Here is a 24,859-nt window from a genome sequence, read left to right on the forward strand (position 1 = left end):
TTGAACAACCCATTTCGCTATAATGGCAAAAAGATTACTATTTTAGGATGAAGAATGAGCATCGAACATTCACAGAGCGCTTTTGAAAGAGCCCAACAACTTATTCCCGGTGGTGTAAACTCCCCGGTTCGAGCGTTTAAAAGTGTCGGAGGAATTCCACGATTTATTGCTCGGGGAGAGGGCGGTTATTTGGTTGATATCGATGAAAATCGTTACGTCGATTATGTCCAAAGCTGGGGACCACTGATCTTCGGACATCGTGATGAATCTATCGAAAATGCTGTCATCGAAGCGGTTAAACACGGTCTCAGTTTTGGAGCACCGACCGAAGCTGAATCAGAACTCGCGGAGCTGATTATCTCTATCTACGACTCTATCGAGAAAATCCGCTTTGTGAGCAGCGGAACCGAAGCCGTGATGAGTGCAATCCGTCTTGCTCGCGGATTTACGGGCCGAGATGACATCGTCAAATTCACCGGATGCTATCACGGTCACAGTGATGCATTGCTGGTTCAAGCGGGTTCAGGTGCCGTGACGTTCGGAACTCCGAGTTCTCCTGGAGTACCTGCCGATTTTACCAAACATACCCTTTTGGCGGAGTACAACAATATTGAAAGTGTCAAACAATGTTTCCAAGATAGCCCTGGAATCGCGTGTGTCATTATTGAGCCGATTGCCGGAAATATGGGACTGGTTCCTGCAACTAAAGATTTCTTAGCCGAACTTCGTGCTCTATGTGATCAATATGGTACATTACTCATTTTTGACGAGGTTATGAGTGGTTTTAGAGCATGTTTACACGGTGCGGAGAGCATTACGGGAACTAAACCTGACCTTGTTACTTTGGGTAAAGTGATCGGTGGCGGTATGCCGGTCGGTGCATTTGGAGGTCGCCGCGAGATCATGGCACATCTTTCACCGGAGGGTGGTGTTTATCAGGCAGGAACTTTGAGCGGTAATCCGGTTGCGATGGCGGCAGGTCTTGCATCGATTCATAAGCTTAAAAACAATGCACGAGTATTCAGTATCCTTGAGGAACGTGCAAAACGTTTGATGAACGGGTTTACGGAAGCAGCCAAAAAGCACAATATAGGTTTGCAAACCGACGTGCGCGGTTCGATGTTCGGATTTTTCTTCTCCGATGAATCGGTAGGAAACTTTGCCGAAGCACTCAAAAGCGATACGGCACGTTTTGCTAAGTTCCATGCGGCAATGTTGGATGCGGGATTTTATTTTGCGTGTTCACAGTTTGAGACGGGCTTTATCTCAACGGCCATAACGGATGCGATGATCGAAGAGACGATTGCAGCGGCAAATAAAATTTTTGGGGAACTGTAATGGATAACCAAGAAGAGCAAAAACCCCGTTTAAAACCGATTATCGAAGGGGCTGAGACCCTTTCATTAGGCATTTCGATGGTGGTTGCGATCCTGATTGGTGTTGCGATGGGATTGGGGCTTAAGAAGCTTACGGGGGTTGCATGGCTTTTATGGGTCGGTGTTTTTATTGGTATCGCTGCTGCCTTTTTGAATGTTTATAAAGCGTACAGTAAGCAGTATAAAGAGTTTGAAAAATTAGCAAAAGACCCGCGTTATAACATGGGTAAACAAAGTGATGATGACGATGAGGATTGATCACTCATGAGTAGTTTTATCGTTGCACTGTTCTCATCGATGTTGATCGTGCTTGGATCGCTTTATGCTTACCGCAATATGATTCAAAGCCGTGTCGGAGATGTTGATGTCTCGGATACAAAAGATGCGATCGATATGATGGATGATCCGTATGATCTGTACGAAGAGGAACGTGAGCAGGAGATCACTGATATAAAAACGATGATCAAAGAGGAAAAAGCACGTCAAAAAGGGAATGTTCTCAAAAATACAACGCAAAACGCTTCTGCGATGGTATCGATTTATCGGTTATTACCCTATGGGTTTTTGATCGTAGGATTCATAGCTCTTAAGAACTCTAACTCTCTATCGATTCTGCCGTATCTGATCGGCTTGGCAGCAGGGATGCCGTTGGGGTATCTGTTGGCGAAAAAACTCTTTATTTTACGATCATCGGAACGTTGATCGTAATACGCTGTTCTTTTATATCCACAAAAAGATTGTTCTCTTCTGCTAAATGGGTAATTTCCGCTAGATATCGCCGGCTGATCGTTTCGGCTGAAACTTCGATCGAAAAGAGAGAGTATTTCTCCCCTTCGAATTTAATATGCTCCCCAACCCGGAAAAATAATCGGGTCGCAATTTTTTCATTTCCTGCCATAGAGGTATAGATTTTATTTAGCAGTTTGATGAACCATTCTGTTTGAAGACGGATTTCAGGGATGGTCGGATCGAGTTCTTTGGTATATTTGGTCTGCGAACCGATAGAATTGGAGCTGATACACAAATCAATCAGGGTGTAGACATTGACCAATTGCCCTTCCGGTTTTTGAGCGGTAAATTGAAAAGAAGGCAACTGATAGAGACGAATACCGATTTGCTCTTCGTCTTCGTATCCTACAGTGATACCAAAAAATTTAAAACGGCCGAATTCGAGTTCTAAGAATGTCGTTTTAAATCCAAAAGAAGAACTCGCATACGTGGTGGCGATTTTATAGATGGCGGAAGCTTCGATAGCTCCGAGGAGATACTGAGCTTCAGTATTTAGAGAGAGTATTTTCCCGCTTGAGCTAAAAAGGATGAATGGATTAAAATCGTATTCAATCCATTGTTGATCGAACGTCATTAGTCCTCGATATAGTTTTTGAGTTTACGACCCACTTTAGGGTGTTTGAGCTTTTTGATCGCGCTGCTTTCGATTTGGCGCACGCGCTCACGGGTAACATTGAGCTCTTTTCCGATCTCTTCAAGAGTACGGTCACTTTCATCGTCCATGATTCCAAAGCGCATTTTGATAACCGCTTTTTCACGTTCGTTGAGCTGTTCGAGAACGCTTTCAATTTGAACTTTCAAGTCATCTTTCAAGATAGCATCACTTGGTGAAATTGACATTTTATCTTCGATGAAATCACCGAAACGACCGTCTTCTTCATTACCGATCGGAGCTTCCAGTGAAATCGGCTCTTTTGTGATTTTGATGACGTTTTTAACTTTCTCGACCGACAAGCCCACTTCTTCTGCGATGGTTTCAACATCCGGCTCTTTTCCGTGCTCTTGGAGATGTTTACGCATGATTTTGTTGATACGGTTGATCGTTTCAATCATATGGATCGGGATACGAATGGTACGTGCTTGATCGGCGATAGCACGGCTGATTGCCTGACGGATCCACCATGTCGCATACGTCGAGAATTTATACCCTTTTTGGTATTCAAATTTATCGACGGCTTTCATCAGACCGATGTTACCTTCTTGAATCAAATCCAGGAACGGCAATCCACGGTTGGTATAGCGTTTGGCAATCGAGACAACCAGACGGAGGTTCGATTTTGCCATACGGGTTTTTGCCGTTTCAGAGATGCTTTTACCACGTTTGATCTGCTCCAAAATATCGGCGAGTTTTTCAGGTTCCATGTTGAACCCGCCTTTGGAAGCCTCTTTGGTTTGGATCAGTTTTTTGATCTCCATATAGGTACTGACCATCGTTGCTTCCGGTACTTTGGTTGCGATCTCTTCTTTGGTCAAATCGCAGATTTTATTGAGAATCAAAGTATGATTCTTTTTAAGCTGATCGTTAAAAAGCGGAAGTTTATACTCCAAGCGTTTGAGTTCGCGATCAAATCCTTCATCGCTGCGAAGAGCCGTCTCCATGGAACGGACAAGCTCATTAATGAGTTTTGAGGTAGGTCCAAGATCCAAAAGGGCTTCTTTGAGCATTTTTTTCTTGAAGCTCACATTGAGGAAGAAAAGGACATATTCTGCATCCATCTCATCGATTGGGCGCTCTTCCAACATTTTTTCGGTCGCTTTTACCCACTCTTTTTTCGCTTTTTCGAGTGATTTAAAGGATGTTACGACTTTTTCAACCCGTTTTTTATCTTTTGCCGAAGGGGCTTTTTCGGTTGATTCTTCATCATCGACTTCATCATCGACATCATCATCCCCTTCGTCTTCTCCGTCTTCTTCGAAGCTTTTGAAGAGCTCTTTTACGCGTCGTTCACGATTGATGAGCGGGTCTTTATAATCAAGAATAAAATCGATGAGATACGGGACAGAACAGATCGCATCGATGATGATCCCTTCCCCCATCTCCATACGCTTAGAGATTTCAACTTCTTCTTCTTTTGTTAAAAGGGGAATTTGCCCCATTTCACGAAGATACATACGCACCGGTGAATCGGAACGTGACCATTCGAGAAGTTCGTGCTGTTTGAGGATATCAAACTCATCCCCGCTTGCTTCTTCGATGTATTTGAGTTGCGCGGCACGTTTTGCGGCAGCTTCTTGCTGATTGAGCATTTTGGCATGTTCTGAAGAGGTAAAAAGACAGATCTTATGTTTTTGCGCCAATTTTAGAATGTTTTTTGCTTGAGCAAGGGTAGGTTGTTTGTCAAAAGGATCGACAATTGTTTCATAGGTGAGACAATTTTTGGATTTATGTTCGGAAAATAGGGTTTCGAGATGTTTATTTAGATCTTTGACGCTCATACGAGAAGGGCTCCCTTTACTGTTAAAAGAGGTGGATTATACCGAAATTTTTCTTAAATAGCGGTTTCCCTCAATATAAAGGGAAATTTTTGATATTGGAACACTTGTTGCTAAACATCGCTAACAACTTCACAAGGATGATGAATGCAGACCGGATATTATGCAGCTACCGGTGGAATGGTTGCTCAATTTAATCGTATGGACACGATTGCATCCAATCTGGCTAATGCCAATACGGCAGGGTTTAAACGAGATCAACTTATTACAGGGGATTTCGCACGCTTATATAAAACGGCGCAAAGCGAGTTGCCGATAGAAAATAATACAGAGGACGCAGCTCAGTATTTCAACCGTGCAATGAGTCGTGTTCCTCAGATTACTGATGCTTATACCGATTATAGTGTCGGATCGATGCAAGAAACAGGTAATACGTTTGATCTTGCTCTTGCCAAAGAGGGACAATTTTTTGCTGTTAAAACACCGCAAGGGATCCGATTAACGCGAGACGGTACATTTACCCTCAGTGATGAAGGCAAGTTGGTTAACAAACAAGGATATGAAGTTTTATCCAGTGATAAATCAGCTATTACCTTCAATCCGCAAGATAGCATTGTTACTATTGATAAAAACGGTCAAGCAATGACCAATGTTCCAGGTACGTCACAAATGGTAGCCAACAAAAAGCTCCTTATCGTGGAACCTCAAAATTTGCGGATGTTAAAAAAAGAGGGCGAAAATTTATATGTTCCCGAAGCAGCAGATCCGTTGAATGCAAAAGCTGATAGTGGAACGGTGATGCAAGGGTTTACTGAAAAAAGTAACGTAAATGCTGTTAATGAAATGATTGCATTGGTGGAAGCCAACCGTTTGGTCGGAATGTACCAAAAAGCGATGGATTCACAAATGAACGATCTAAATAAAGACGCTATCGAAAAACTAGCGGTAACACGACGATAAACTAAGGAGATAAGACTATGATGCAATCGCTTTATACCAGCTCTACAGGGATGCTGGCAATGCAAAATCAGATCGATACCACGGCGAATAACGTAGCCAACGTTAACACGATGGGGTATAAAAAATCTCGCGCCGAATTTGCCGATTTGATGTATAAAGTCATGACGTATGCCGGTACATCTACCAGTGATACGACAAAATCTCCGACAGGGATTGAAGTGGGGCTTGGGGTTCGTCCTACTGCGATCAACAAAATTTTCACCGAAGGAAGTTTGAAACAAACCGACAATACGCTCGATCTTGCGATTACAGGAAAAGGTTTTTTCAAACTTCAACTTCCAAACGGTACCGAAGTGTATACCCGTAATGGATCGTTTAAAGTCGATCAAAACGGAACTCTTGTCAACTCTGATGGTTATACGGTTACACCTGAGGTTGTTATTCCCGAAGATGCTACAAGTATTAGTATCGGTGTTGATGGTATTGTTAGTGTTATCCAAGCCGGTCAGGCACAAGCGACGCAAATCGGACAAATCTCTTTGACCAATTTTATCAATCCATCGGGATTGCATTCAATGGGAGATAATCTTTTTGTCGAGACGGACAGTTCGGGTCAACCGATCGAAGGTACTCCGGGAGAAAACGGTCTTGGAAATATTCGACAAGGGTTCGTTGAACTTTCAAACGTTCAGTTGGTCGTTGAACTTACCGATCTGATTACAGGTCAACGTGCCTATGATGCCAACTCTAAAGTAATTACTACCAGTGATGAAATGCTGGCAACAACCAATGGCTTGAAACGCTAATATTAAACTTCTCTTTCTCTTAGCCGGGGCTTTTTCCCGGAAGACACTTTTTATCTTCAATTTCATTTTTAGCTTTTGACACTATTATCATCATTGACTAAATTTTGAATTCGATAGCTAGGAAAAAACATGAATTACAATAAATTAACTCCCGAAGAAGAGTATGTTATTTTACGCAAAGGGACAGAACGCCCCTTTGGAGCGAATTATGAAAAATTTTTACACGAAGGCAAAGGGATTTATATATGCCGTCAGTGTAATACCCCGCTGTATATGACTGAAAACAAGTTTGATTCTCATTGCGGGTGGCCGAGTTTCGATGATGAGATTGCGGGTGCGGTTAAACGAGTCCCTGATGCAGACGGACGACGTGTAGAGATTATTTGTGCTTCTTGCGGAGGACATTTAGGACACGTATTTATCGGAGAGAGAATGACACCGAAAAATACGCGTCATTGCGTCAATTACACATCCATAAAATTTATTTCTGCAGAGTGAGATTATCGGGTTTTAAAACTCTTTCAACTCTTATTGGCTATAATCACCTAATTTTATGTAACTATTAGGATTTTTTGATGCAGAAAATTGAAGGTAAAGTCTGGAATTTCGGTAAAGATATCGATACCGACCTCATTATCGCCGCCCGTTATCTTAACACCTCTGACCCGAAAGAGCTTGCAAAGCATGTTATGGAAGATGCCGATCCGGCGTTTGTAAATAAAATGACTCCTGGGGATATCATCGTTGCCGATGAAAATTTCGGATGCGGTTCATCTCGTGAACATGCTCCCATCGCACTCAAAGCTGCAGGCGTTGCGGCGGTTATCGCTCCGACGTTTGCCCGTATTTTTTACCGTAATGCATTTAATATGGGACTCCCGATTTTCGAACTTCCTGAGAGTTTAGAGATAAAAGAGGGTGAATCGGTTAGTATCGATATGGATGCAGGGACCATTACCAACACAACAAATGGGAAAGTATACAACTTTATCCCTATCCCACCGTTTATGCAAGAGTTGATCGCCGCTGGCGGTTTGATGAACTATGCAGAAGCTGAAATTGCCGCGCAGGAGAAATAATACGATGAAAAGTTACAATATTGCATTGATCAAAGGGGACGGAATCGGCCCTGAGATCGTTGATGAAGCGGTAAAAGTTTTAGATGCGGTAGCCGCATGCGAAGATCTGGAGTTCAATTATCAAGAAGTTTTGATGGGTGGATGTGCTTACGATGCAGTCGGCGATCCGTTACCGCAAGAGACGATTGATGTCTCTTTGAAAAGCGATGCAGTTCTTTTCGGTGCGATCGGTGGACAAAAATGGGATAACCTTCCTCGTGAAAAGCGTCCTGAGAGCGGATTACTCCGTTTCCGTAAAGAACTCGGTGTATTCGCTAACCTTCGCCCCGCAAATGTGTATGATGAATTGGTGAATGCCAGCTCTCTCAAACCGGAGATCGTCAAAGGGGTTGATTTGATGGTTGTTCGTGAGTTGATCGGCGGGATCTACTTCGGCGAACCGAAAGGGCGCGATGAGAACCGTGGATGGAACACGATGGTGTATACCCGCCCTGAGATTGAGCGGATTGCTCATGTAGCATTTAAAATCGCGATGGAACGCTCTAAAAAAGTATGTTCGGTTGATAAAGCTAACGTGTTGGACGTGAGCCAATTGTGGCGTGAAGTGGTCGAAGAGGTTGCCAAAGAGTACCCAGAAGTGGAACTTAGTCATATGTACGTTGATAATGCGGCAATGCAATTGATCCGTGATCCGAAACAATTCGATGTTATCTTGACCGGCAATATTTTTGGAGATATCTTAAGCGATGAAGCAAGTATGCTCTCAGGATCGATCGGATTGTTGCCATCTGCTTCAGTGGGAGCGGCGATTGGTGTCTATGAGCCGATTCACGGTTCTGCACCTGATATCGCTGGACAAGGGATTGCCAACCCAATCGCTACCATTGCGAGTGCTTCGATGATGCTTCGATTTGCACTTGGTGAAAATCGTGCAGCAGATCGTATTGACTATGGTATTAAACAAGCATTGGCTGAAGGTTACCGCACAAAAGACATTGCTGGATTTGATGCTAAAGAGGTCTGTTCGACTAGTGAAATGGGCTCTATTATTGCTAATTTCGCCGCAAAATGCAAACTTTAACGCTTGCCAATATTTATGAGCTTCAAGGGCTCAAAGAAGATGCCCTTGAGATTTACAAAGAGATATTGAAAAAAGATCCTTCCAATGCCGATGCAAAAATTGCTATTCGCCGATTGTCAGGAATGCGGAAAAAGTTTTTAGGGGTCAACAACGAGATGAAAAGTTATTTCATCGAGATGGAAGAAGAAGCAGAATTCATTCAATTTGAAAGGTGGTTATTGCGCGCATGGAATTAAAAGATGTTATTTTATCGACATTAGCCGAAATTGAAGAACTGACCATCGCTCCAGAACCCGTTGAAAAAAATACTGTTCGTCCTCAAAAAGAGGAAAAATCTTCTTTTCAAGAAGAACTGATAGCAGCACAAAAAGTAATAGTTGAACCGGTAAGTCAAGTTGTAGAGACGGTTCATGTTGTACGGGATGATGAAGCTCGTATGCTAGAAGGGATTCGAGAACGTTTATTAGTTCTTTTTGAAGGATTCCAATCCCCAAACAACAAACAAATTGAGGCAAAAGTCGATTTGACGTTGAATTTTTTAGAGTATCTTCTCGCTACGATCGATCATCGTTTAGAAACGATCAAAGAATCATAACCTTTTTTAACCCTAGGATAGTTGTATGAATGAACATTATCGAGTATTGATTGATTGCAGTGATGAAAAAGGGTTGGTATATAAAGTATCCGGTGTTTTTTTTAACCGTAATCTCAATATTATCTCCAATAACGAATTCGTTGATAAAGCACAGAATAAATTTTTTATGCGCAGTGTCGTCGCCGGTGAGATCGCACCTGAAATGTTAGAAAGTGAATTGCGTGCAGTTCTTCCAGCAAATGCTCAGCTTGAAGTGATTACACCTCGAAAAAAACAAGTTGTGTTGATGGCAACCAAAGAATCTCATGCTTTGGGTGATTTATTGATTCGATATGAAGCAGGAGAACTTGATTGTCATATTATCGGCGTTGTTTCTAATTATGATCTTCTTGAGCCGTTAGTCTCTAAATTCGGTATCCCTTATTATACGGTTTCACACGTGGGATGTGATCGTGACGAGCATGAACGCCGTGTCCTTGAACAGTTAGGAGAACTCGGAGAAATCGACTATATCGTATTGGCAAAATACATGCGTATTTTGACGCCGCGGTTTGTTGAAGCGTATGAGGATAAAATTATCAATATTCATCACTCATTTCTTCCCGCTTTCATCGGTGCAAATCCCTATAAACAAGCGTATGAACGCGGTGTAAAAATTATTGGTGCCACAGCCCACTTTGTCAACAATAATCTGGACGAAGGGCCTATCATCGCACAAGATGTTATTCATGTTAACCATGCGCACGGATGGGAAGAGATGCAACGTCAAGGGCGAGATGTGGAAAAAATTGTCCTTTCGCGGGCGCTTAAATTGGCATTGGAAGATCGTATTTTTGTTCATGACAACAAAACGATTATCTTTTAAATGTTTAATATCGTTTTAGTACACCCTCAAATTCCCAACAATACAGGTGCCATCGGACGGCTATGTGTCAATACCGGTTCATCATTGCATCTGATCAAACCGATCGGGTTTGATATTGATGAGAAAGCGGTACGTCGTGCAGGTCTGGATTATTGGCACAAAATTGATTTGCATGTTTGGGAAAATATCGATGTATTTATGGATGCTCATCCAGATAGAAACCGTTTTTTCTTTGCAACGACCAAGACCGATAAGAGCTATTTTGAACATGAGTTTCAAGAGGGAGATTACCTTTTTTTCGGTAGCGAAACAGCCGGTATCCCAACGGATATTTTAGAAGCGTATCCAGAACAGACAATGACGATTCCTATGACAAAAGAGGGGAGAAGCCTCAATTTAGCGATTAGTACAGGGATCATCCTCTATGAAGCGATCAAACAAAATTTTACTAACTACCGAAAGATGATGTAATATGATGCAATTTCTCGATACTATTATGACAGTACTGTTTGTCTTGTTTTTAATCTATATTTTTCGCGGGTATCATCTTTCCCGTTTGGATAAAATGGAAAAAGAGAAAAACGATCAGCAAGAATAAGATTAAAACAGTTTTTCTGCCCAGACTCCCATTTTTCTCTCAAATTTATCCATCCATCCATTTGCTTGGCGAATTACCTTTGCCATTGTCTACTCCTTGACATTAATTAGGCAAATAGTAAAATATTTCGAAAAGTGTTTTAATAAATATGACATTTTGCAATATATATCCAATTTTTGTGTCATAATTCTTACAATACACTATCGATAATTCAAAAGGATACTACTATGAAAACATTCAGCGATATTGTCGAGACAATCAAAGACATCGTCTCATCTGAATTTCCCGATAAAAAAGTATTTGATAAAGATGTAGCGGATTTATTGGAGATAACGCAAATGAATTTTGCTACAATGAAAAAGCGTAACAAGATCCCTTTTAACGAATTGCTTGATTTTTGTGCCAAGCGTTCTATTGCAATCAATTGGCTGCTGTACAACCAATCACCTGAAAGTTTAATCGAGCCGACGAACCGTTTTTATATGGTGCGTTATTTCTCTTCGGTTAACGCCTCAGCAGGGGGAGGCGCCGATAACGAAGAATTGGATTTTGAACCTCTGATGCTTGAAGAAAATTTTGTCCTCTCTTTAGGCGGTGAAAAAGAGCTACGCCATATCGAAGCGATAAATGTATCAGGTGATTCCATGGAACCCTCCTTTAGCTATAACGATATTATTTTTATAAATCGCTCAAAAACCGATATTAGTCGAGGCGGAATCTTTACGATTCGTACGGAACATGGGCTGTTTATTAAGCGATTGCAAGTACGAATTGATGGTAAACTTGATATTATTTCAGATAACAAAGACTATCCTACCTATGTTGCCCGAAAAGATGAAGTAGAGATTATCGGAAGAGTTGTAGGGCGTTTTGGTGGAGTTGAATAAAATGGAAGAGTAGATGAATAAAACGTATTGGATGAGCACTATCTTATTAATGGCGTTAGGGGGATGTAGTACCCATACGCCTATTGCTGAATCTCAACCAAAACCATTTCCTTCTCTTACAAAAAGCGATGCTAATCTAACCGATCCATTTTGTTGTATGCTTCCCCAAGATCTTGATGTAAAACTTCCTGAATACGGTCCAAAAATCAATGATTTGGAGCGTTTTGAGCAATCGATGGCCCCTTATGCTGAACAAAATGGTGTCGATAAAGAGAACTTGCTGGATATACAACTGACCTTTGATGATCGGTATTATTCTCCATGGAGCTATACTCTTGCTCCTCAAAAAGTTCAGGAAGTGACCTGGCCGTTGAGAGCATTTCGAGGTGGGTATGGAAACAATCTGCTTCCTGTTAGCCCTTCATGGTTCGAAGGGATGAAAAATCAATCAAATTTTGAAGCATATGGCAGTATCAATAAAAAAGCAATTGCCCTCAAGTGGATGGATATACGAGCTTTTCCAACGAATAAACCGCTTTATAAAGACCCTTCAAAAGCGGGTGACGGATATCCGTTTGATCTTTTGCAAAACAGCAGTGTCAACTATAATGAACCGATTTTTGTCTCGCATACCTCAAAAGACGGGGCATGGAGCTATATTTTTACCAATAACGCATCGGGTTGGGTTCCATCTGAAGGTGTCAGTATGCTTGATGATTCAACCGCTCTTTCTATTAAAAAGTCAGAAAAACTCTTTATTACTGAGGATAATATAGCTCTTTACGATGCAACAAATCGTTTTGTAGCATATTCACGGATCGGAATGGTATTACCTTTAGAAAAAGAGGAGGGTGAATTCTATTTTGTTAAAGCAGTCGATGCAAACGGAGCGATAAAAATACTATCACTTCCAAAGCATGCCGCACACATCGGTGTGAGTCGATTCACAAAAAACGATTTGATTTCAATTGGGAATCAGATGCTAAAAAATACATACGGGTGGGGCGGAATGTATGGTGAGCGAGATTGCTCCTCCATGATTCGTGATTTCATGACCCCTTTTGGCATAATGCTTCCAAGAAACTCCTCATCACAAGCAAAAAAAGGGGAAGTTATCTCGTTTAGTGGGATGAGTAATGAGCAAAAACTCTCACTGATCAAAGAACAGGGGATCCCTTTTGAAACCATTGTTTATCTCAAAGGGCATGTTCTTTTGTACGTTGGTACTTATCAAGATAACGTCATGGTCATGCATAACTTTTGGGGTGTAAGAACTCTGGATAAAAGTGGAAATAAAGGGCGTCATATCATAGGCAAAGCGATTATTAGCACACTTGAAATAGGATCGGAGTTAGAGGAATACGACTCATCTATGAAATTGCTTTCACGGGTTGAAAGTATGAATATATTTACGAAAACAGCTACTCCTCTTGCACGTCAAAGCAAGAGTGTAGCAAGTAAAAAACCGCTTTAATTATCCTCGAATATCCAAAAGGGATCCGTACATCTCGTTTTGTGTACGTATAGCCTGAACATTTGCTTGAGTTGTTTTTTCAATCGTAGTCTGATCGGTTAACTCTTTTGAGAGATCTGTTTGTGATTTTTCACTTCCGTTGGATGTTGCCATTTGTGTATTTGCTTGCGTTGAGCCGTTTTGAGTCTCACTGATGGCAGTTTCTTGCGGTACAAAGCGGTCGGTATTTACGTTGGCAATATTATTAGCATTCGCATTCATCCACGTTTGATGCGACATGATGGAAGATACATTCGAGCTTATCATAATCAGCTCCTTTGGCTAGATGAGTATCAGTATAGTTCCCATCACCTTAAACGGTGATAGAAAATCAAGATTAGTGTAAATCAGCGTTGAGTTTTACTTCACGGGTTGAGCGACGGATAAGCAATTGCCCAGTAGTGGAGTCTTGGCGGTAATGGATACCGTTGAGTCCTACCAAGTCTTTGCCTTTGAAGCTTGTTCCGTTAAGTGTTTTGGACGGATTTGCCTCTTGGATTTTGGCAAGTTCTTCGGCACTGACTGAAAATTTTGTTCCCGCAAGTACTGCGATTCCGGCATCAACAATACAGCCATCTCCTAGTGCGATTCCTGTAACAGAGTTTGCACCCAAGAGCGTATTTTTACCGATAGTGACCGGAATACCGTCGGTTCCGCTGAGAACGCCAAGGATAGATGCACCTCCCCCAACGTCTGAACCATCACCTACAACTGCAGAACTTGAAATACGCCCCTCAACCATGCTGACACCTGTGGTTCCCGCATTGAAGTTTACATAACTAGCACCCGGCATTATGGTTGTTCCTGCATGAAGCTGTGCACCAAAACGAACTTTTGAGTCATCCAATACACGAGTATTGTTTGCAGGGATAATGTGTTGAAGATAGCGCGGGAATTTATCGACGAAATCGATTTTCGGATATTCGTTGGCGAATTTGAGCTCGATCTCGTTTTCACGGAGCCATTCGAGTTCAATCGGTTGACCATCCGACCATGCTACGTTATGAAGTGCCCCGAACGCACCGTTTAGGTTGAGTGAACGAAGTGCTGCTTTTGAGGTAGAGAGGGCATAGAGTTTGAGATAGGTTCCCTCTACGCTCGTACATGCTACATCGTTGAAAAGGATAACAAGACGGAATTCACCATCGCGCATCCCGCGCTCTTTGATCTGATTGTAAAGGGCTGAGACGACTTGAATATTTTTGTGTGCATCGCCGAATGCTTCATCAGCATACGGGGTAAAAGCATTTAAACATCCTTCTAAAAATTTTGTTGTTACAGGGATGATCACTTCATCAGCATTGAAATCAATTTCAAACCCTTGTTCTTGTGCACTTTTAATAAAAATAGCAGCACTGCCGAAATTCTCGTTCCAGTTGATGTGCGGATAGGTTGCCTGGAGGATTTTTGAGCTGTCAAGCTGACCAAAATCGACACGGCAGATACCGAATGCAAGGGGATTTTTGTATCCGGCGGTATTTTGAATATCTTGAACACATGCTTTAAAAGCGGCTTCGGTCTCTAAAATTTCCATATTTTCTCACTTGGTGTAAAATTAATATAGAATTTTACCACAAGAGCCTATGGATGGGTTGAATGTTGCGTGTTATACTGTCGTTATATTAATCAAATGGAATATTTATGGATCAGTGGATTAGTTTATTAAAAGCAAATGATTATCTTGGGATCAAAAAATATCTCAGTAATGGTGCCAATGTCAATGCCCAAGAAGATAATGGGGAATCAGTTATATGTTTTGCAATGCGATATCGATGCGATGATGAGATTATAGAGCTGTTGATTGAAAATGGTGCGAATCTGACACATGTTGATAATGAAGGGGTCAGCGTTTTCGATGTAGCTGTTACCTACAATCATCTTCCCATCATCGAGCAACTATTGGAAAGTGAGTTTGATATTAACACACCGACCCGTAAAAGTGGGTTTACGCCGCTCATGGGAGCCGTATGTTATGGACGTATTGAAGTGGTGCGTAGATTATTAGGGAAAAAAGCAAATTTATCCGCCCGTGACAATCACGGATTTACGGTATTTGATTATGCACGTAAAATGAATAAAAAATCTATTTTAGCTCTATTAGAGGCAGAATTGCATGGAACAGATTAAAACCTTTTTATTGCTTGGGACATTGAGCGTACTGCTCGTCTTTATCGGTGGATATTTAGGCGGTCAGGCGGGAATGGTGATCGCATTGCTCATGGCTGGCGGTATGAATTTTTATGCCTATTATTTTTCTGATACGATGATATTGAAACACTATAACGCACAAGAGGTCGATCCGCGTGAAGCTCCGATGCTTTATCGTGTTGTTGAGCGGTTGGTGGAACGTGCCGATCTGCCGATGCCGAAGGTGTATATTATTCATGATCATATTCCCAACGCTTTTGCAACGGGTCGTAATCCCTCTCATGCAGCGGTTGCTATTACAACGGGATTACTTGAACTCTTGAATGAAGATGAGATTGAGGGGGTTATGGCGCATGAACTCTCACATGTTGCCCATCGCGATATCCTTGTGGCTACAATAGCCGCAACGATTGCGGGTGCAGTTGCCTTTATAGCTAATATGCTGCAGTTTGGAGCGATGTTCTCTCAACGGGACAATCGTAACGGAAATCCCATCTTGATGCTAGTCATGGCGATTTTATTACCGATTGCCGCTACTGTGATTCAAATGACGATTAGCCGCTCACGCGAGTTTATGGCGGATGCGGGAGCGGCACATCTCACCGGTCACCCCGAGTGGCTTCAAAATGCACTGATCAAACTCTCCAATTATAATGCGAGAGGAGAAGTGCATGGAGCAACACCGGAAAATGCCCACATGTTTATTATTAGTCCGTTTGATGGCAAAAGCGTTTCGTTTGCGAATTTATTTCGGACTCATCCGACGACCGAGCAGAGATTGGAACGCTTGGAAGCATTAAAAGAAGAAGTTTCTCATCCTAAGAATAAATTGTATGAGCGTCATTACCGATAAGCGGGTTACTCCGGCTCAATCTTAAGAGTGAAGTGCGGCTTTGGGGGGCTCTTTTTTTTCGGATGTTTCAAAAACGTATGACGATAGATAATATAGATAAAGAGACTGATTCCCAATCCGATCATCAAGATCATTACTTTACTCATTCTAACTTGCCCTCCCGTTTTCTTTTAAATAAATCGGCAGTTTAAAAAAAACGTTTATTCAGAAGTATTGTTGATGAGGGAATAGGGTATCGATTTTGACTCTAATGCATCAATAAAACGTTTAAAATTGGCTTTTGACAGTTTTTGATCAGATGATGCGACTGAAATTTCGACCGTTGGATTTCCTCCGTTCATCATTGGTAACGATGAAAAATCGATCCCCTCATCCATCAGCTCCATTACATCGATTAATGTATTTTCAGATGTTTGCGCTACGAGGGTATGCCGGTAAGTGAGAGAAGCTTTTGGATAAAAACGTTCTAATGCATCTTCGACCATCGGATGGGACATCTCCGGAAATCCTGGCATGAAGAAATAGCGATCGTAGAGATAAAAGCCTGACATGTTATTGATGACGTTATGAAGCAGTCCCGAATTTTTGGGAAGCTCTGCCATATGAATACGGTGCGGATAGGCCGCATCTGCGAACCGTTCGATGATGTGATCGGTAAATTCTTTGTGAGGAACCAATACACCGTCACTAAAGACATTGGCAGCGATCTGACGGGTTAAATCATCAGGGGTTGAACCGATCCCGCCAAAACTGAACATCACCGCGTCGGGATCATTTTTGATCATGTTAAATGTATTATGGATCAGTATAGGATCATCTTTGATGATGAAGGAAGAGAAGAGGGTATGACCGCGGCGGAGCAGGGCGTCACGTACATAGAGAAAATGTTTATCTTCTCGACGGGCATTGAGGATTTCAGATCCGATAATAACGGCATAAAAGTGAGGTGTTTTCATACGAAGATTATAACATGAGATTCCCCGCTAAGGGGAGTGGGAGAATTATTTTAATTGTGACAGAATTGCTTGCTCAACGGCATCGATTTTTTGTGTTCCATCGATGGTGATGTATTTGACTGAGCTATCAGCCGCTGCAACCCCTTTGTAGTAGTTGACAAGCGGAGCGGTTTGTTCATGGTAGACACGAAGACGGTCTAGGACGACTTCAGCTTTGTCATCGTCACGTTGTACCAAATCTTCTCCAGTCTCGTCATCCTTTCCTTCCACTTTTGGTGGGTTGTAGACGATGTGATAGGTACGTCCTGAACCGAGGTGGGCACGGCGTCCTGACATACGTTCTACAATAATGCTATCAGCAACGTCAATTTCAATCACTGCATCGATTGCTACGCCTGCTTCTTTGAGTGCATCGGCTTGAGGAACGGTACGTGGGAAACCATCAAGAAGAAAGCCATTTTTACAATCATCTTGCGCAATACGCTCTTTGACCAAACCGATAATGATTTCATCGGTGACGAGTTTGCCGGAATCCATAAACGATTTTGCCAATGTTCCGAGCTCTGTTCCCGCTTTGATCGCGGCACGGAGCATATCTCCGGTAGAGATTTGTGGAATGTCGAATGTTTTTGTCAAAAACTGAGCTTGTGTCCCTTTTCCTGCACCCGGTGCACCCAAAAGAATGATTTTCATATTAATTCCTATTAATTAAATTTTTGTTTTGATGAACGCTTCCATCTCATCGACAATTGCGTCGATGGAACGTTCACCGTTGATTTTTTGGAGGAGATTTTTCTCTTCATAAAACGCTTGGATGGTACTGAGCGGTTCGGTATAAACATTCATGCGGTTATTGAACACCTCTTCTTTGTCATCCGCACCGCGAGAACGTCCGAGAACACGATCACGTGCTACCTCTTCGCTCACGACGACTTCTATGACACTCTCCAATACAATAGAGGTATCGTGCTGCAAAAATTTGTCGAGTTCATTCATCTGCTCGAAGGACCTTGGGTAACCGTCAAACAAAATCACATCGGATGGAGCAGCTTTGATTGCACTGGTGATGGTTTCAATCGCAATTTCAATCGGAACGATCATTCCACGGCTGATAAAGCTGTCGATTCGCATACCGCGTTCACTTCCGCTTGCTACCTCGGCACGGAGGAGATCGCCTGTGGAATAGTGAACAATAGCATCACTGTTGCGCGCTGCTATCATCTCTGCATCGGTTGTTTTTCCTGAACCCGGTGCACCGATAATCAAAAAAAGCTTTTTCATGACCCTCCTTTATTTTTAAACGTCAAAGGAATAAAATCCTTTTGACTCTGCTAGCCGCTTGGGCTACTAAAGCTTGCCTCTAAAGAGGCAGAATTTTATTTTGCACTCTCTCTGAGTCGGATATGAAGCTCACGTAATTGGGTGAGTTCTACCGGACTTGGCGCTTGCGTCATGATACATGAGGCTTTTTGCGTTTTCGGGAACGCGATAACGTCACGAATACTGTCTTTTTTCGACAATAGCATCATAAAACGGTCAAAACCGATCGCAAATCCACCGTGCGGAGGTGCACCGAATTTGAGTGCATCGAGCAAGAAGCCAAATTTCTCTTGAGCCTCTTCTTCTCCAATCCCCAAAAGACTAAAAATTTGTTCTTGAAGTGCTTGTTTGTGGATACGGATCGATCCTCCCCCGAGTTCGGTTCCGTTAAGGACGATATCATACGCGATCGATTCGATGTCTTCGAGGTGCTCGTGGTTGAGATCACGCGGCATGGTGAACGGATGGTGGAGAGCTTTGACACGACCTTCTTCGATCTCGAACATCGGGAAGTCTACAACCCAGACAAATTCGAAACGATCTTTGTCGATCAGGTTCATTTTCTCATGCTCTGCGATGAAGATACGGAAACGTCCCATATAATCCCAGACGGTTTTTTTATCTCCCGCACCGAAGAAGACGACGTCGCCCACTTCCATTCCTGTACGATCAACGAGGAGCTGTAGATCTTCAGGGGTGAAGAATTTCTCCAACGGTCCTTTGAGACCGTCTTCTTTCATTTGGAAATATCCGAGGCCTTTCGCACCGAATTTACGCACATAATCTTCGAAGCTTTTCATTTCACGTTTGGAGAATACCAAATCGGCACCCGGAACGCGAAGCGCTTTGATACGGTTCATTTTCGGGTTGGCAGCGATTGACGTGAAAATCTCATTGTCACAGCGTGCAAAGATGTCGATCACATCAACCATTTTAAGGTCATATCGAAGATCCGGTTTATCCGATCCGTACCACTCCATCGCATCGCTATATTTGATACGGTTGAACGGAGTCGTAACGGTGTGTCCCGCAGCGGCGAACATACCGGTAATCAACTCTTCGGCAACGCGGATAACGTCTTCTTGGTTACAGAAGCTCATCTCAACGTCGATTTGCGTAAATTCAGGCTGACGATCGGCACGCAAATCTTCGTCACGGAAACATTTCGCGATTTGGAAATAGCGATCAAATCCACCCACCATCAACAGCTGTTTAAAAAGCTGCGGAGATTGGGGGAGGGCGTAAAATTCACCTTCGTGAACACGGCTCGGAACAAGATAGTCACGTGCTCCTTCCGGAGTTGATTTGGTCAAAATCGGCGTTTCCACTTCCAAGAATCCAAGACGGTCAAGGACGTTACGTGCCGCGATCGCCGCTTTTGAACGCATTTGGAAGGTTTGGAACGCGTTCGGATTACGCAAATCAAGGTATCGGTAACGAAGACGGGTCTCTTCACCGACGTTGTTATCGCCGATACCGAACGGTACCGGTTCTGAACGGTTTTCGATAATGAGGTTTTCAACCACCACTTCAATCGCACCCGTTTTGAGACGAGGGTTCACAAGACCTTCACCACGGTTACGGACACGTCCGTGAGCGATAAGAACGAACTCGTCGCGTACTTCGCTCGCTACTTTGTGTGCATGGGCATTATCAGCGGGATCACATACGAGCTGGATCAAACCGCTTTTATCGCGCAAATCGATAAATACGATCCCTCCATGGTCGCGGTAGCTGTTTGCCCAACCGCATAAAACGACGTTGTCGCCTACGTTTGCTTCACTTAAATCGGTACAAAAATGACTTCTCAAATCAAAGTCCTTACAAAATATTTTGCGCGATTATAGCGCTAATAAGCTTGTGGTTTGATAATACGTAGGGGATGTACGCACCTGTATGCGTACATATATTAAGCACTCAGTTTTAGCTCGATGGGGTATCGACAGCGGTAAAGAAGGTATTGGTTTTAGCTGTAGTACGCGGTATCGGTTGCGTTAGAGCCGATTCATTTTTTTCTCCCGTACGGATACGTTCAACTTCGAGAACCGGAGTGACCCACATTTTCCCTGCGCCGTGACCCAAATCCTGTGTATGGGCACGGATCGCTTCCATCGTGATCTCTTTGGTCTTATCGTTGGAGACGACGATGAGGAGCATTACTTTCGGATACAAATCGGGAGCGTTGTTTTTCTCTGCAATCCCGAGTGAACCTTTACCGATTACGTCAGTAACGGTAACCCCTTCGATTTCATTATCGAACAGTTCGCGTAGAACATCATTCAAGCAGTGTTTATTAAATACAGCGGTAATTTGAAACATTTTGGACCCCTTGTGTGGTGTTGTGATAGAGACATTATAAATTGAATCTGTCTTTTGAATAATCATTTTACTGATTATTTATTAATCAGTTTACAAAAGGTGTCGAAAATACAAGTACGACAAAATTGTCAGATCTCGATGAGAATGGCACTTGCATTGGTATGGACAATGAATCCATTTTGGGAGAAGAGACAATGGCACGAGATACGCTGATCGGCGGAGCATTATGGGAAGAGTATTCCAGCGAAGTACAACGACGGATGAATGATCCGGTCAATATGGGTGAAATTACCCAAGAAGAGGCCGATGCTGCGGATAAAAAACTGATTATTGCCGATTTCGGTGCGGAGAGCTGCGGGGATGCGGTGCGACTTTATTGGATGATTGATCCTAAAAATGATGTTATTGTAAAAAGCCGTTTTAAAAGTTTCGGATGCGGAACGGCGATTGCCAGCTCGGATATGATGGCGGAATTGTGCATGGAAAAAACGGTTGATGAAGCGCTCAAAATTACTAACATCGACGTTGAAAAAGCGCTTCGTGATCATGAGGACATTCCAGCCGTTCCGGGACAAAAAATGCACTGTTCGGTAATGGCGTACGATGTGATCAAAAAAGCGGCGTCGATCTACAAAGGTGTCGATATGAGTGAATTCGAGACCGAATTTATCGTGTGCGAATGCGCCCGTGTGAGTCTTGATACCCTCAAAGAGGTGATTCGTCTCAATAAGCTTGAAAGTATTGAAGCGATCACCGACTATACCAAAGCGGGCGGATTTTGTAAGTCGTGCATCAAGCCCGGAGGGCATGAGAAAAAAGATGTTTATCTTGTTGATTTGCTGGCGGAAGTTACCGCAGAACTTCAAAAAGAGGCGATCAGTAAAAAAATAAAAGAGGCGAAAGGGGATGGAAATTTCAATGCGATGAGTTTGGTGCAAAAGCTTCGCAGTATCGAATCGATCCTCGAAGAGTACATTCGCCCGACCCTCAAAGCCGATCATGGTGATGTTGAAGTGATTGATCTCAAAGAGATAGACGGAGAGCATGAACTCTACATTCAATATAAAGGTGAATGCATGAGCTGTTCGATGAACACGACGACGACGCTCGCAGGGATGCAGGATATGCTCAATTTCAAACTCAAAAGTAATCTACGAGTGATGGTGGTGTAAGATGGCATACGCCACAAAAGAGGGGACGTTTCGGTATCTAAAGAGATTTGGGAAGTATTCCAAAGATTTTTACCGTTTTAACGGCGAACTCTTTTTTCCCTCACTGGGAATCGGAACGTATAAAGCCGAACCCTACAAAGAGGATAACTACATCATCAACTACGCAGATGCGATTCAGATGGCATTACGCAAAGGGATTCATCTAATCGATACGTCGATCAATTATCGCTATCAGATGTCTGAACGTGAAATTGCTGAAGCGATTCATCCGATGCTCCAAAGCGGTGAAATAATGCGTGATGAGATTATCATCGCCTCCAAAGCAGGGTTTATACCTCTGGATTTCCCGTTTCCCGAGAATCCGTACGGCTGGATACAAGAAAATATCATCAAAGCAGGGTTGGCGAGTGCTGATGAGGTGATTATCGATCAGCACTGTATGAGTCCCGCATATCTGCGTTGGAGTTGTGAACAGTCGCTTAAAAATCTGGAGTTAGAGATGATCGATATTTTTTATCTCCATAATCCTGAAACCCAGTTGGGATATGTGGATCAAAACACGTTTTATGAACGTATCGAAGCGGCGTTTGGGCTTTTTGAAGAATTGCGTAGTGAGGGAAAAATCGTCTCTTACGGTATAGCGGCATGGAACGGATTTTTATACGAAGCGGATCATACCGAATATATCTCTCTCAAAAAAGTGGTGGAGATTGCCCGTCGTGTCGGCGGAGCAGATCATGGACTTAAATATATCCAAAGCCCGTTCAATCTTGCCAAGCCACACGCATACGGTTATGTAAATCAAGAGTGCGAAGATGGAAAGTTTTATCCTCTGATGCATGCGTGTGCTTCGTATGGCTTGACCTGTATTGCTTCATCTCCTTTGTTGCAAAAAAATCTCTTTAAACGTCCGTTCGCTTCCAATGTTGCGGAGTTGCTGAATACGACAGAGTTGAGTGATGTAGCCAGCGCGCTACAGTTTGCTCGTAGTGCCGGAGCGATCAGTGCGATTTTCGGTGCCGTTGATCCTTCACACGTAGAGGATAATGCTATTTTGGCGTATATTCCGGAGGCGTCGGTGGACGCCGTAAATACATTGATGAGGGGTGCGTATGCTGTATGATGTCGTGGTGGTCGGAAGCGGAATATCAGGATTGTATGCCGCGCTCTATGCCAGACGTGCTGGTTTGAATGTCGCCCTGATTTGTAAAAGCAACCCTCTGCGCACCAATTCTGCGGTTGCATCGGGCGGGATCAATGCGGTGCTCAAAACGACACGCCATGATTCCATTCGCGACCATGTTGCCGATACGATCAAAGGCTCAGATAAACTGGCCCGTTTGAGTGCTGTGAGTGCTATGGTTACGGGTGCCGAGGAGATCATTTATGAACTGCAGGAGATGGGCGTTCAGTTTGATCGTGATAACGAGGGTAACATAGCACAACGCCCTTTTGGCGGTACGAAGGCAAAGCGAACCTGTTATATCGCTGATAAGACGGGGGCATCGATTACACAGACGCTTTTGGTACAGTGCCGCCGCGAAGGGGTCAGTATTCTCCAAAATCATGTCATGCTCGGGATTGCTACGTACAAAGAGAAGTTCTCCGGGATTACACTATTGCGTCGCCGTGATTCCCAAGTGATCGCTTTTGCGTGTAAATCACTCGTATTGGCGGGTGGTGGATATGCGGGTATCTATCGGGGGCATTCGACCAACTCCCAAGAATCCAGCGGAGATATTCTCGCAATTGCCTTACGCGCAAAAATGCGTTTAGCCAATATGGAATTTGTACAGTTCCATCCAACGACGTTGATAGGCAGCGGTACTTTGATCAGCGAAGCGGCGCGAGGCGAGGGGGCATATATCGTCGATGAGAGAGAGGAGCGTTTTACCGACGAGCTTCAGACGCGAGATAAGCTCTCCCGTGATATTGTCAAACATCAGCTTGAAGGGCATCGTGTTTATCTCGATTTTCGTCATTTAGGGGAAGAGTTGATCGATAAAAAACTTCCATCCGCACGAAAACACGCACTTAATGGTGCAGGTATCGATATTCTTACCGAATTATTGCCGATCACCCCGTCCGCTCACTATACGATGGGGGGAATATGGAGCCGCAATGATACATCAACCGATATCCCAAATCTCTTCGTATGCGGCGAATGTGCTTATAGCGGTGTTCATGGGGCAAATCGATTGGGCGGCAACAGTTTGCTTGAAGCGGCATATTTTGGTCGTCTTGCAGGTCTCGAAGCGGCAAAAGCCGCTAAAAAAGGGGAATATCATCCGATAGATTATGCACTGGTGGATAAAGAATCCCGTTATGTGGAGTCGATATTGGAGGGTGAAAATCGCTTTAATATCAATACTATGCGTCGTAATTTGGGTAATAATCTCTATACGAACGCGGGTGTATTTCGTACCCATGATTCACTGGCGTCCGCATTGGAATATGTCCATTATCTGATGAAAATGTCATCTGGACTGTGCTGTATCAACAAAGAGCGAAGTGATAACGTCGAGCTTCTCTCAATCATTGAGTTTCGTAACTCATTAACCGTTGCCGAAGCGATGATAATGTCGGCATTAGCGCGTGAAGAGTCGCGTGGCAGTCATTACCGTAATGATTTCCCGCAATGTGATGATAAGCAGTACGAGGCCAATACGATTATCAGACGATTAGCGGGAACATTTTTACGGATCACGTTCGAGGGTCATCTTTCATCGGATTGGTGGCACCGGATACGAGAGTTTTTTCACGCAAAGTGATGCGATGAATTTAAATATTAATCAATATTAAGGAGCGAGAAATGGCAAAGGTAATGTTACGTTACGATTCTAAGGGGATGATCTCTTTTTATGTCGCTAAAAAAGATATGGAAGAGACCATTCTATCATCAGAATTTGACAGTGATGAAAAATGGGGTGGAGAGGTAAAGCTTAGCAATGGAGAAACATGGTTTATTGAGCCGTGTATGAAGAAATTCCCGAGTGAAGTTGTAGCAAAACGATTGGGTGATTAATATATTTGAAATTTTGTGAAAAACTAGGAAATTTCTCTAGTTTTGTTCACGTGATTTCTAAACCTGTATCAAGTATTATAGTAT

Annotated in this window: 30 protein-coding genes and 1 pseudogene; 21 read left to right on the plus strand and 10 right to left on the minus strand. The window is 43.1% G+C overall.

Features of this window, described 5'->3' with window-relative positions; all coding sequences use genetic code 11:
- Positions 1 to 54: 54 nt before the first annotated feature.
- From hemL to CJD30_RS08345, 3 genes are read left to right on the plus strand one after another with little or no spacing between them, the layout of a single operon-like run.
- The gene (gene hemL / locus CJD30_RS08335; protein WP_294918261.1) at positions 55 to 1,338 is read left to right on the plus strand and encodes a glutamate-1-semialdehyde 2,1-aminomutase; all 1,284 of its coding nucleotides are present in this window, start codon (positions 55 to 57) and stop codon (positions 1,336 to 1,338) included.
- Entirely contained in the window at positions 1,338 to 1,634 is a 297-nt protein-coding gene (locus tag CJD30_RS08340) for an AtpZ/AtpI family protein (RefSeq protein ID WP_294918263.1), read from the plus strand. Before hemL ends, CJD30_RS08340 begins: the two co-directional genes overlap by 1 nt.
- Positions 1,635 to 1,640: 6 nt before the next feature.
- The gene (locus CJD30_RS08345; RefSeq protein ID WP_294918265.1) at positions 1,641 to 2,078 is read left to right on the plus strand and encodes a hypothetical protein; all 438 of its coding nucleotides are present in this window, start codon (positions 1,641 to 1,643) and stop codon (positions 2,076 to 2,078) included.
- On the opposite strand, the gene CJD30_RS08350 is transcribed toward CJD30_RS08345, so the two are convergent.
- Positions 2,053 to 2,739, minus strand: a complete 687-nt coding sequence (locus tag CJD30_RS08350; RefSeq protein WP_294918267.1) for a hypothetical protein — start codon at positions 2,737 to 2,739, stop codon at positions 2,053 to 2,055. The two genes, CJD30_RS08345 and CJD30_RS08350, sit on opposite strands and share 26 nt — an antisense overlap.
- Positions 2,739 to 4,604, minus strand: a pseudogene (gene rpoD, locus CJD30_RS08355) (RNA polymerase sigma factor RpoD); the annotation flags it as partial. The pseudogene rpoD and the gene CJD30_RS08350, both read right to left, overlap by 1 nt.
- Before the next feature lie 141 nt (positions 4,605 to 4,745).
- On the opposite strand from rpoD, the gene CJD30_RS08360 reads away from it, so the two are divergent.
- The 12 genes from CJD30_RS08360 to CJD30_RS08415 all read left to right on the plus strand — a co-directional run bounded on the left by CJD30_RS08360 (position 4,746) and on the right by CJD30_RS08415 (position 12,943).
- On the plus strand, positions 4,746 to 5,558 hold the full coding sequence (locus tag CJD30_RS08360; RefSeq protein ID WP_294918269.1) for a flagellar hook-basal body protein: 813 nt from the start codon (positions 4,746 to 4,748) through the stop codon (positions 5,556 to 5,558).
- Between the two features lie 17 nt (positions 5,559 to 5,575).
- A complete protein-coding gene (gene flgG, locus CJD30_RS08365) occupies positions 5,576 to 6,364 on the plus strand; it encodes a flagellar basal-body rod protein FlgG (protein ID WP_294918271.1) in 789 nt (262 codons plus the stop codon).
- Between the two features lie 129 nt (positions 6,365 to 6,493).
- Positions 6,494 to 6,862 carry a methionine-R-sulfoxide reductase gene (locus tag CJD30_RS08370; protein WP_294918273.1) on the plus strand — a complete coding sequence of 123 codons (369 nt, stop codon included), beginning with the start codon at positions 6,494 to 6,496 and terminating at the stop codon, positions 6,860 to 6,862.
- 77 nt (positions 6,863 to 6,939) lie between these two features.
- Positions 6,940 to 7,443 carry a 3-isopropylmalate dehydratase small subunit gene (locus tag CJD30_RS08375; RefSeq protein WP_294918275.1) on the plus strand — a complete coding sequence of 168 codons (504 nt, stop codon included), beginning with the start codon at positions 6,940 to 6,942 and terminating at the stop codon, positions 7,441 to 7,443.
- Between the two features lie 4 nt (positions 7,444 to 7,447).
- Entirely contained in the window at positions 7,448 to 8,524 is a 1,077-nt protein-coding gene (gene leuB / locus CJD30_RS08380; RefSeq protein ID WP_294918277.1) for a 3-isopropylmalate dehydrogenase, read from the plus strand.
- Complete coding sequence (locus tag CJD30_RS08385; RefSeq protein ID WP_294918279.1) at positions 8,512 to 8,760, plus strand: tetratricopeptide repeat protein; 249 nt, start codon at positions 8,512 to 8,514, stop codon at positions 8,758 to 8,760. The genes leuB and CJD30_RS08385 overlap by 13 nt, the downstream gene beginning before the upstream one ends.
- Positions 8,751 to 9,119 (plus strand): hypothetical protein, encoded by a 369-nt coding sequence (locus tag CJD30_RS08390; protein WP_294918281.1) that lies wholly within the window; start codon positions 8,751 to 8,753, stop codon positions 9,117 to 9,119. Before CJD30_RS08385 ends, CJD30_RS08390 begins: the two co-directional genes overlap by 10 nt.
- A gap of 25 nt (positions 9,120 to 9,144) precedes the next feature.
- Positions 9,145 to 9,984, plus strand: coding sequence for a formyltetrahydrofolate deformylase (gene purU, locus CJD30_RS08395; RefSeq protein WP_294918283.1), 840 nt, complete (start codon positions 9,145 to 9,147; stop codon positions 9,982 to 9,984).
- Positions 9,985 to 10,455 carry a tRNA (cytidine(34)-2'-O)-methyltransferase gene (locus tag CJD30_RS08400; RefSeq protein WP_294918285.1) on the plus strand — a complete coding sequence of 157 codons (471 nt, stop codon included), beginning with the start codon at positions 9,985 to 9,987 and terminating at the stop codon, positions 10,453 to 10,455.
- Between the two features lies 1 nt (position 10,456).
- Positions 10,457 to 10,582, plus strand: coding sequence for a hypothetical protein (locus CJD30_RS08405; protein WP_294918287.1), 126 nt, complete (start codon positions 10,457 to 10,459; stop codon positions 10,580 to 10,582).
- A gap of 227 nt (positions 10,583 to 10,809) precedes the next feature.
- A complete protein-coding gene (locus CJD30_RS08410; protein WP_294918289.1) occupies positions 10,810 to 11,469 on the plus strand; it encodes a S24 family peptidase in 660 nt (219 codons plus the stop codon).
- 13 nt (positions 11,470 to 11,482) lie between these two features.
- On the plus strand, positions 11,483 to 12,943 hold the full coding sequence (locus CJD30_RS08415) for an SH3 domain-containing C40 family peptidase (protein ID WP_294918291.1): 1,461 nt from the start codon (positions 11,483 to 11,485) through the stop codon (positions 12,941 to 12,943).
- On the opposite strand, the gene CJD30_RS08420 is transcribed toward CJD30_RS08415, so the two are convergent.
- Together CJD30_RS08420 and CJD30_RS08425 are read right to left on the minus strand one after the other, a co-directional pair.
- Positions 12,944 to 13,249 carry a hypothetical protein gene (locus CJD30_RS08420; protein ID WP_294918293.1) on the minus strand — a complete coding sequence of 102 codons (306 nt, stop codon included), beginning with the start codon at positions 13,247 to 13,249 and terminating at the stop codon, positions 12,944 to 12,946.
- A 70-nt stretch (positions 13,250 to 13,319) separates the two neighbouring features.
- Positions 13,320 to 14,516 carry a tetrahydrodipicolinate N-succinyltransferase N-terminal domain-containing protein gene (locus CJD30_RS08425; RefSeq protein WP_294918295.1) on the minus strand — a complete coding sequence of 399 codons (1,197 nt, stop codon included), beginning with the start codon at positions 14,514 to 14,516 and terminating at the stop codon, positions 13,320 to 13,322.
- Positions 14,517 to 14,623: 107 nt separating this feature from the next.
- Between CJD30_RS08425 and CJD30_RS08430 the strand changes: the two genes are divergently transcribed.
- Both CJD30_RS08430 and htpX read left to right on the plus strand, forming a co-directional pair.
- Positions 14,624 to 15,109 carry an ankyrin repeat domain-containing protein gene (locus CJD30_RS08430; RefSeq protein WP_294918297.1) on the plus strand — a complete coding sequence of 162 codons (486 nt, stop codon included), beginning with the start codon at positions 14,624 to 14,626 and terminating at the stop codon, positions 15,107 to 15,109.
- Entirely contained in the window at positions 15,096 to 15,983 is an 888-nt protein-coding gene (htpX, locus tag CJD30_RS08435) for a zinc metalloprotease HtpX (protein ID WP_294918299.1), read from the plus strand. The genes CJD30_RS08430 and htpX overlap by 14 nt, the downstream gene beginning before the upstream one ends.
- Positions 15,984 to 15,988: 5 nt before the next feature.
- On the opposite strand, the gene CJD30_RS08440 is transcribed toward htpX, so the two are convergent.
- From CJD30_RS08440 to CJD30_RS08465, 6 genes are all read right to left on the minus strand, one after another.
- Entirely contained in the window at positions 15,989 to 16,129 is a 141-nt protein-coding gene (locus CJD30_RS08440; protein WP_294918301.1) for a hypothetical protein, read from the minus strand.
- 54 nt (positions 16,130 to 16,183) lie between these two features.
- Positions 16,184 to 16,939 carry a molybdopterin-binding protein gene (locus tag CJD30_RS08445; RefSeq protein ID WP_294918302.1) on the minus strand — a complete coding sequence of 252 codons (756 nt, stop codon included), beginning with the start codon at positions 16,937 to 16,939 and terminating at the stop codon, positions 16,184 to 16,186.
- 45 nt (positions 16,940 to 16,984) lie between these two features.
- Positions 16,985 to 17,632: an adenylate kinase gene (gene adk, locus CJD30_RS08450; protein ID WP_294918304.1), complete on the minus strand. Its 648-nt coding sequence runs from the start codon at positions 17,630 to 17,632 to the stop codon at positions 16,985 to 16,987.
- 15 nt (positions 17,633 to 17,647) lie between these two features.
- The gene (locus tag CJD30_RS08455; protein ID WP_294918306.1) at positions 17,648 to 18,220 is read right to left on the minus strand and encodes an adenylate kinase; all 573 of its coding nucleotides are present in this window, start codon (positions 18,218 to 18,220) and stop codon (positions 17,648 to 17,650) included.
- A 95-nt stretch (positions 18,221 to 18,315) separates the two neighbouring features.
- Positions 18,316 to 20,070 (minus strand): aspartate--tRNA ligase, encoded by a 1,755-nt coding sequence (gene aspS / locus CJD30_RS08460; protein WP_294918307.1) that lies wholly within the window; start codon positions 20,068 to 20,070, stop codon positions 18,316 to 18,318.
- A gap of 112 nt (positions 20,071 to 20,182) precedes the next feature.
- On the minus strand, positions 20,183 to 20,578 hold the full coding sequence (locus tag CJD30_RS08465; protein ID WP_294918308.1) for a P-II family nitrogen regulator: 396 nt from the start codon (positions 20,576 to 20,578) through the stop codon (positions 20,183 to 20,185).
- A gap of 194 nt (positions 20,579 to 20,772) precedes the next feature.
- On the opposite strand from CJD30_RS08465, the gene CJD30_RS08470 reads away from it, so the two are divergent.
- Genes CJD30_RS08470 through nifT form a run of 4 tightly spaced genes read left to right on the plus strand, consistent with a single transcriptional unit; the run spans position 20,773 to position 24,775 of the window.
- Positions 20,773 to 21,750 carry an iron-sulfur cluster assembly scaffold protein gene (locus CJD30_RS08470; RefSeq protein ID WP_294918317.1) on the plus strand — a complete coding sequence of 326 codons (978 nt, stop codon included), beginning with the start codon at positions 20,773 to 20,775 and terminating at the stop codon, positions 21,748 to 21,750.
- A gap of 1 nt (position 21,751) precedes the next feature.
- Positions 21,752 to 22,873, plus strand: a complete 1,122-nt coding sequence (locus CJD30_RS08475) for an aldo/keto reductase (protein ID WP_294918309.1) — start codon at positions 21,752 to 21,754, stop codon at positions 22,871 to 22,873.
- On the plus strand, positions 22,863 to 24,521 hold the full coding sequence (locus tag CJD30_RS08480) for an FAD-dependent oxidoreductase (protein ID WP_294918311.1): 1,659 nt from the start codon (positions 22,863 to 22,865) through the stop codon (positions 24,519 to 24,521). Before CJD30_RS08475 ends, CJD30_RS08480 begins: the two co-directional genes overlap by 11 nt.
- A 41-nt stretch (positions 24,522 to 24,562) precedes the next feature.
- Positions 24,563 to 24,775 (plus strand): putative nitrogen fixation protein NifT, encoded by a 213-nt coding sequence (gene nifT, locus CJD30_RS08485; RefSeq protein WP_294918313.1) that lies wholly within the window; start codon positions 24,563 to 24,565, stop codon positions 24,773 to 24,775.
- The last annotated feature ends 84 nt before the right edge of the window (positions 24,776 to 24,859 follow it).

The sequence above is a fragment of the Sulfuricurvum sp. PD_MW2 genome, assembly GCF_002633015.1.
GTDB lineage: Bacteria > Campylobacterota > Campylobacteria > Campylobacterales > Sulfurimonadaceae > Sulfuricurvum.

Coding starts and splice junctions, on each gene's coding strand:
- CJD30_RS08445 (WP_294918302.1), bottom strand. CDS start 16,939: ATGAAAACACCTCACTTTTATGCCGTTATTATCGGATCTGAAATCCTC.
- CJD30_RS08425 (WP_294918295.1), bottom strand. CDS start 14,516: ATGGAAATTTTAGAGACCGAAGCCGCTTTTAAAGCATGTGTTCAAGAT.
- flgG (WP_294918271.1), top strand. CDS start 5,576: ATGATGCAATCGCTTTATACCAGCTCTACAGGGATGCTGGCAATGCAA.
- CJD30_RS08455 (WP_294918306.1), bottom strand. CDS start 18,220: ATGAAAAAGCTTTTTTTGATTATCGGTGCACCGGGTTCAGGAAAAACA.
- CJD30_RS08340 (WP_294918263.1), top strand. CDS start 1,338: ATGGATAACCAAGAAGAGCAAAAACCCCGTTTAAAACCGATTATCGAA.
- CJD30_RS08385 (WP_294918279.1), top strand. CDS start 8,512: ATGCAAACTTTAACGCTTGCCAATATTTATGAGCTTCAAGGGCTCAAA.
- CJD30_RS08475 (WP_294918309.1), top strand. CDS start 21,752: ATGGCATACGCCACAAAAGAGGGGACGTTTCGGTATCTAAAGAGATTT.
- CJD30_RS08390 (WP_294918281.1), top strand. CDS start 8,751: ATGGAATTAAAAGATGTTATTTTATCGACATTAGCCGAAATTGAAGAA.
- CJD30_RS08480 (WP_294918311.1), top strand. CDS start 22,863: ATGCTGTATGATGTCGTGGTGGTCGGAAGCGGAATATCAGGATTGTAT.
- CJD30_RS08375 (WP_294918275.1), top strand. CDS start 6,940: ATGCAGAAAATTGAAGGTAAAGTCTGGAATTTCGGTAAAGATATCGAT.
- CJD30_RS08420 (WP_294918293.1), bottom strand. CDS start 13,249: ATGATAAGCTCGAATGTATCTTCCATCATGTCGCATCAAACGTGGATG.
- CJD30_RS08415 (WP_294918291.1), top strand. CDS start 11,483: ATGAATAAAACGTATTGGATGAGCACTATCTTATTAATGGCGTTAGGG.
- CJD30_RS08440 (WP_294918301.1), bottom strand. CDS start 16,129: ATGAGTAAAGTAATGATCTTGATGATCGGATTGGGAATCAGTCTCTTT.
- hemL (WP_294918261.1), top strand. CDS start 55: ATGAGCATCGAACATTCACAGAGCGCTTTTGAAAGAGCCCAACAACTT.
- CJD30_RS08360 (WP_294918269.1), top strand. CDS start 4,746: ATGCAGACCGGATATTATGCAGCTACCGGTGGAATGGTTGCTCAATTT.
- CJD30_RS08430 (WP_294918297.1), top strand. CDS start 14,624: ATGGATCAGTGGATTAGTTTATTAAAAGCAAATGATTATCTTGGGATC.
- CJD30_RS08410 (WP_294918289.1), top strand. CDS start 10,810: ATGAAAACATTCAGCGATATTGTCGAGACAATCAAAGACATCGTCTCA.
- purU (WP_294918283.1), top strand. CDS start 9,145: ATGAATGAACATTATCGAGTATTGATTGATTGCAGTGATGAAAAAGGG.
- CJD30_RS08345 (WP_294918265.1), top strand. CDS start 1,641: ATGAGTAGTTTTATCGTTGCACTGTTCTCATCGATGTTGATCGTGCTT.
- htpX (WP_294918299.1), top strand. CDS start 15,096: ATGGAACAGATTAAAACCTTTTTATTGCTTGGGACATTGAGCGTACTG.
- CJD30_RS08405 (WP_294918287.1), top strand. CDS start 10,457: ATGATGCAATTTCTCGATACTATTATGACAGTACTGTTTGTCTTGTTT.
- CJD30_RS08400 (WP_294918285.1), top strand. CDS start 9,985: ATGTTTAATATCGTTTTAGTACACCCTCAAATTCCCAACAATACAGGT.
- CJD30_RS08470 (WP_294918317.1), top strand. CDS start 20,773: ATGGCACGAGATACGCTGATCGGCGGAGCATTATGGGAAGAGTATTCC.
- leuB (WP_294918277.1), top strand. CDS start 7,448: ATGAAAAGTTACAATATTGCATTGATCAAAGGGGACGGAATCGGCCCT.
- CJD30_RS08370 (WP_294918273.1), top strand. CDS start 6,494: ATGAATTACAATAAATTAACTCCCGAAGAAGAGTATGTTATTTTACGC.
- CJD30_RS08350 (WP_294918267.1), bottom strand. CDS start 2,739: ATGACGTTCGATCAACAATGGATTGAATACGATTTTAATCCATTCATC.
- adk (WP_294918304.1), bottom strand. CDS start 17,632: ATGAAAATCATTCTTTTGGGTGCACCGGGTGCAGGAAAAGGGACACAA.
- nifT (WP_294918313.1), top strand. CDS start 24,563: ATGGCAAAGGTAATGTTACGTTACGATTCTAAGGGGATGATCTCTTTT.
- CJD30_RS08465 (WP_294918308.1), bottom strand. CDS start 20,578: ATGTTTCAAATTACCGCTGTATTTAATAAACACTGCTTGAATGATGTT.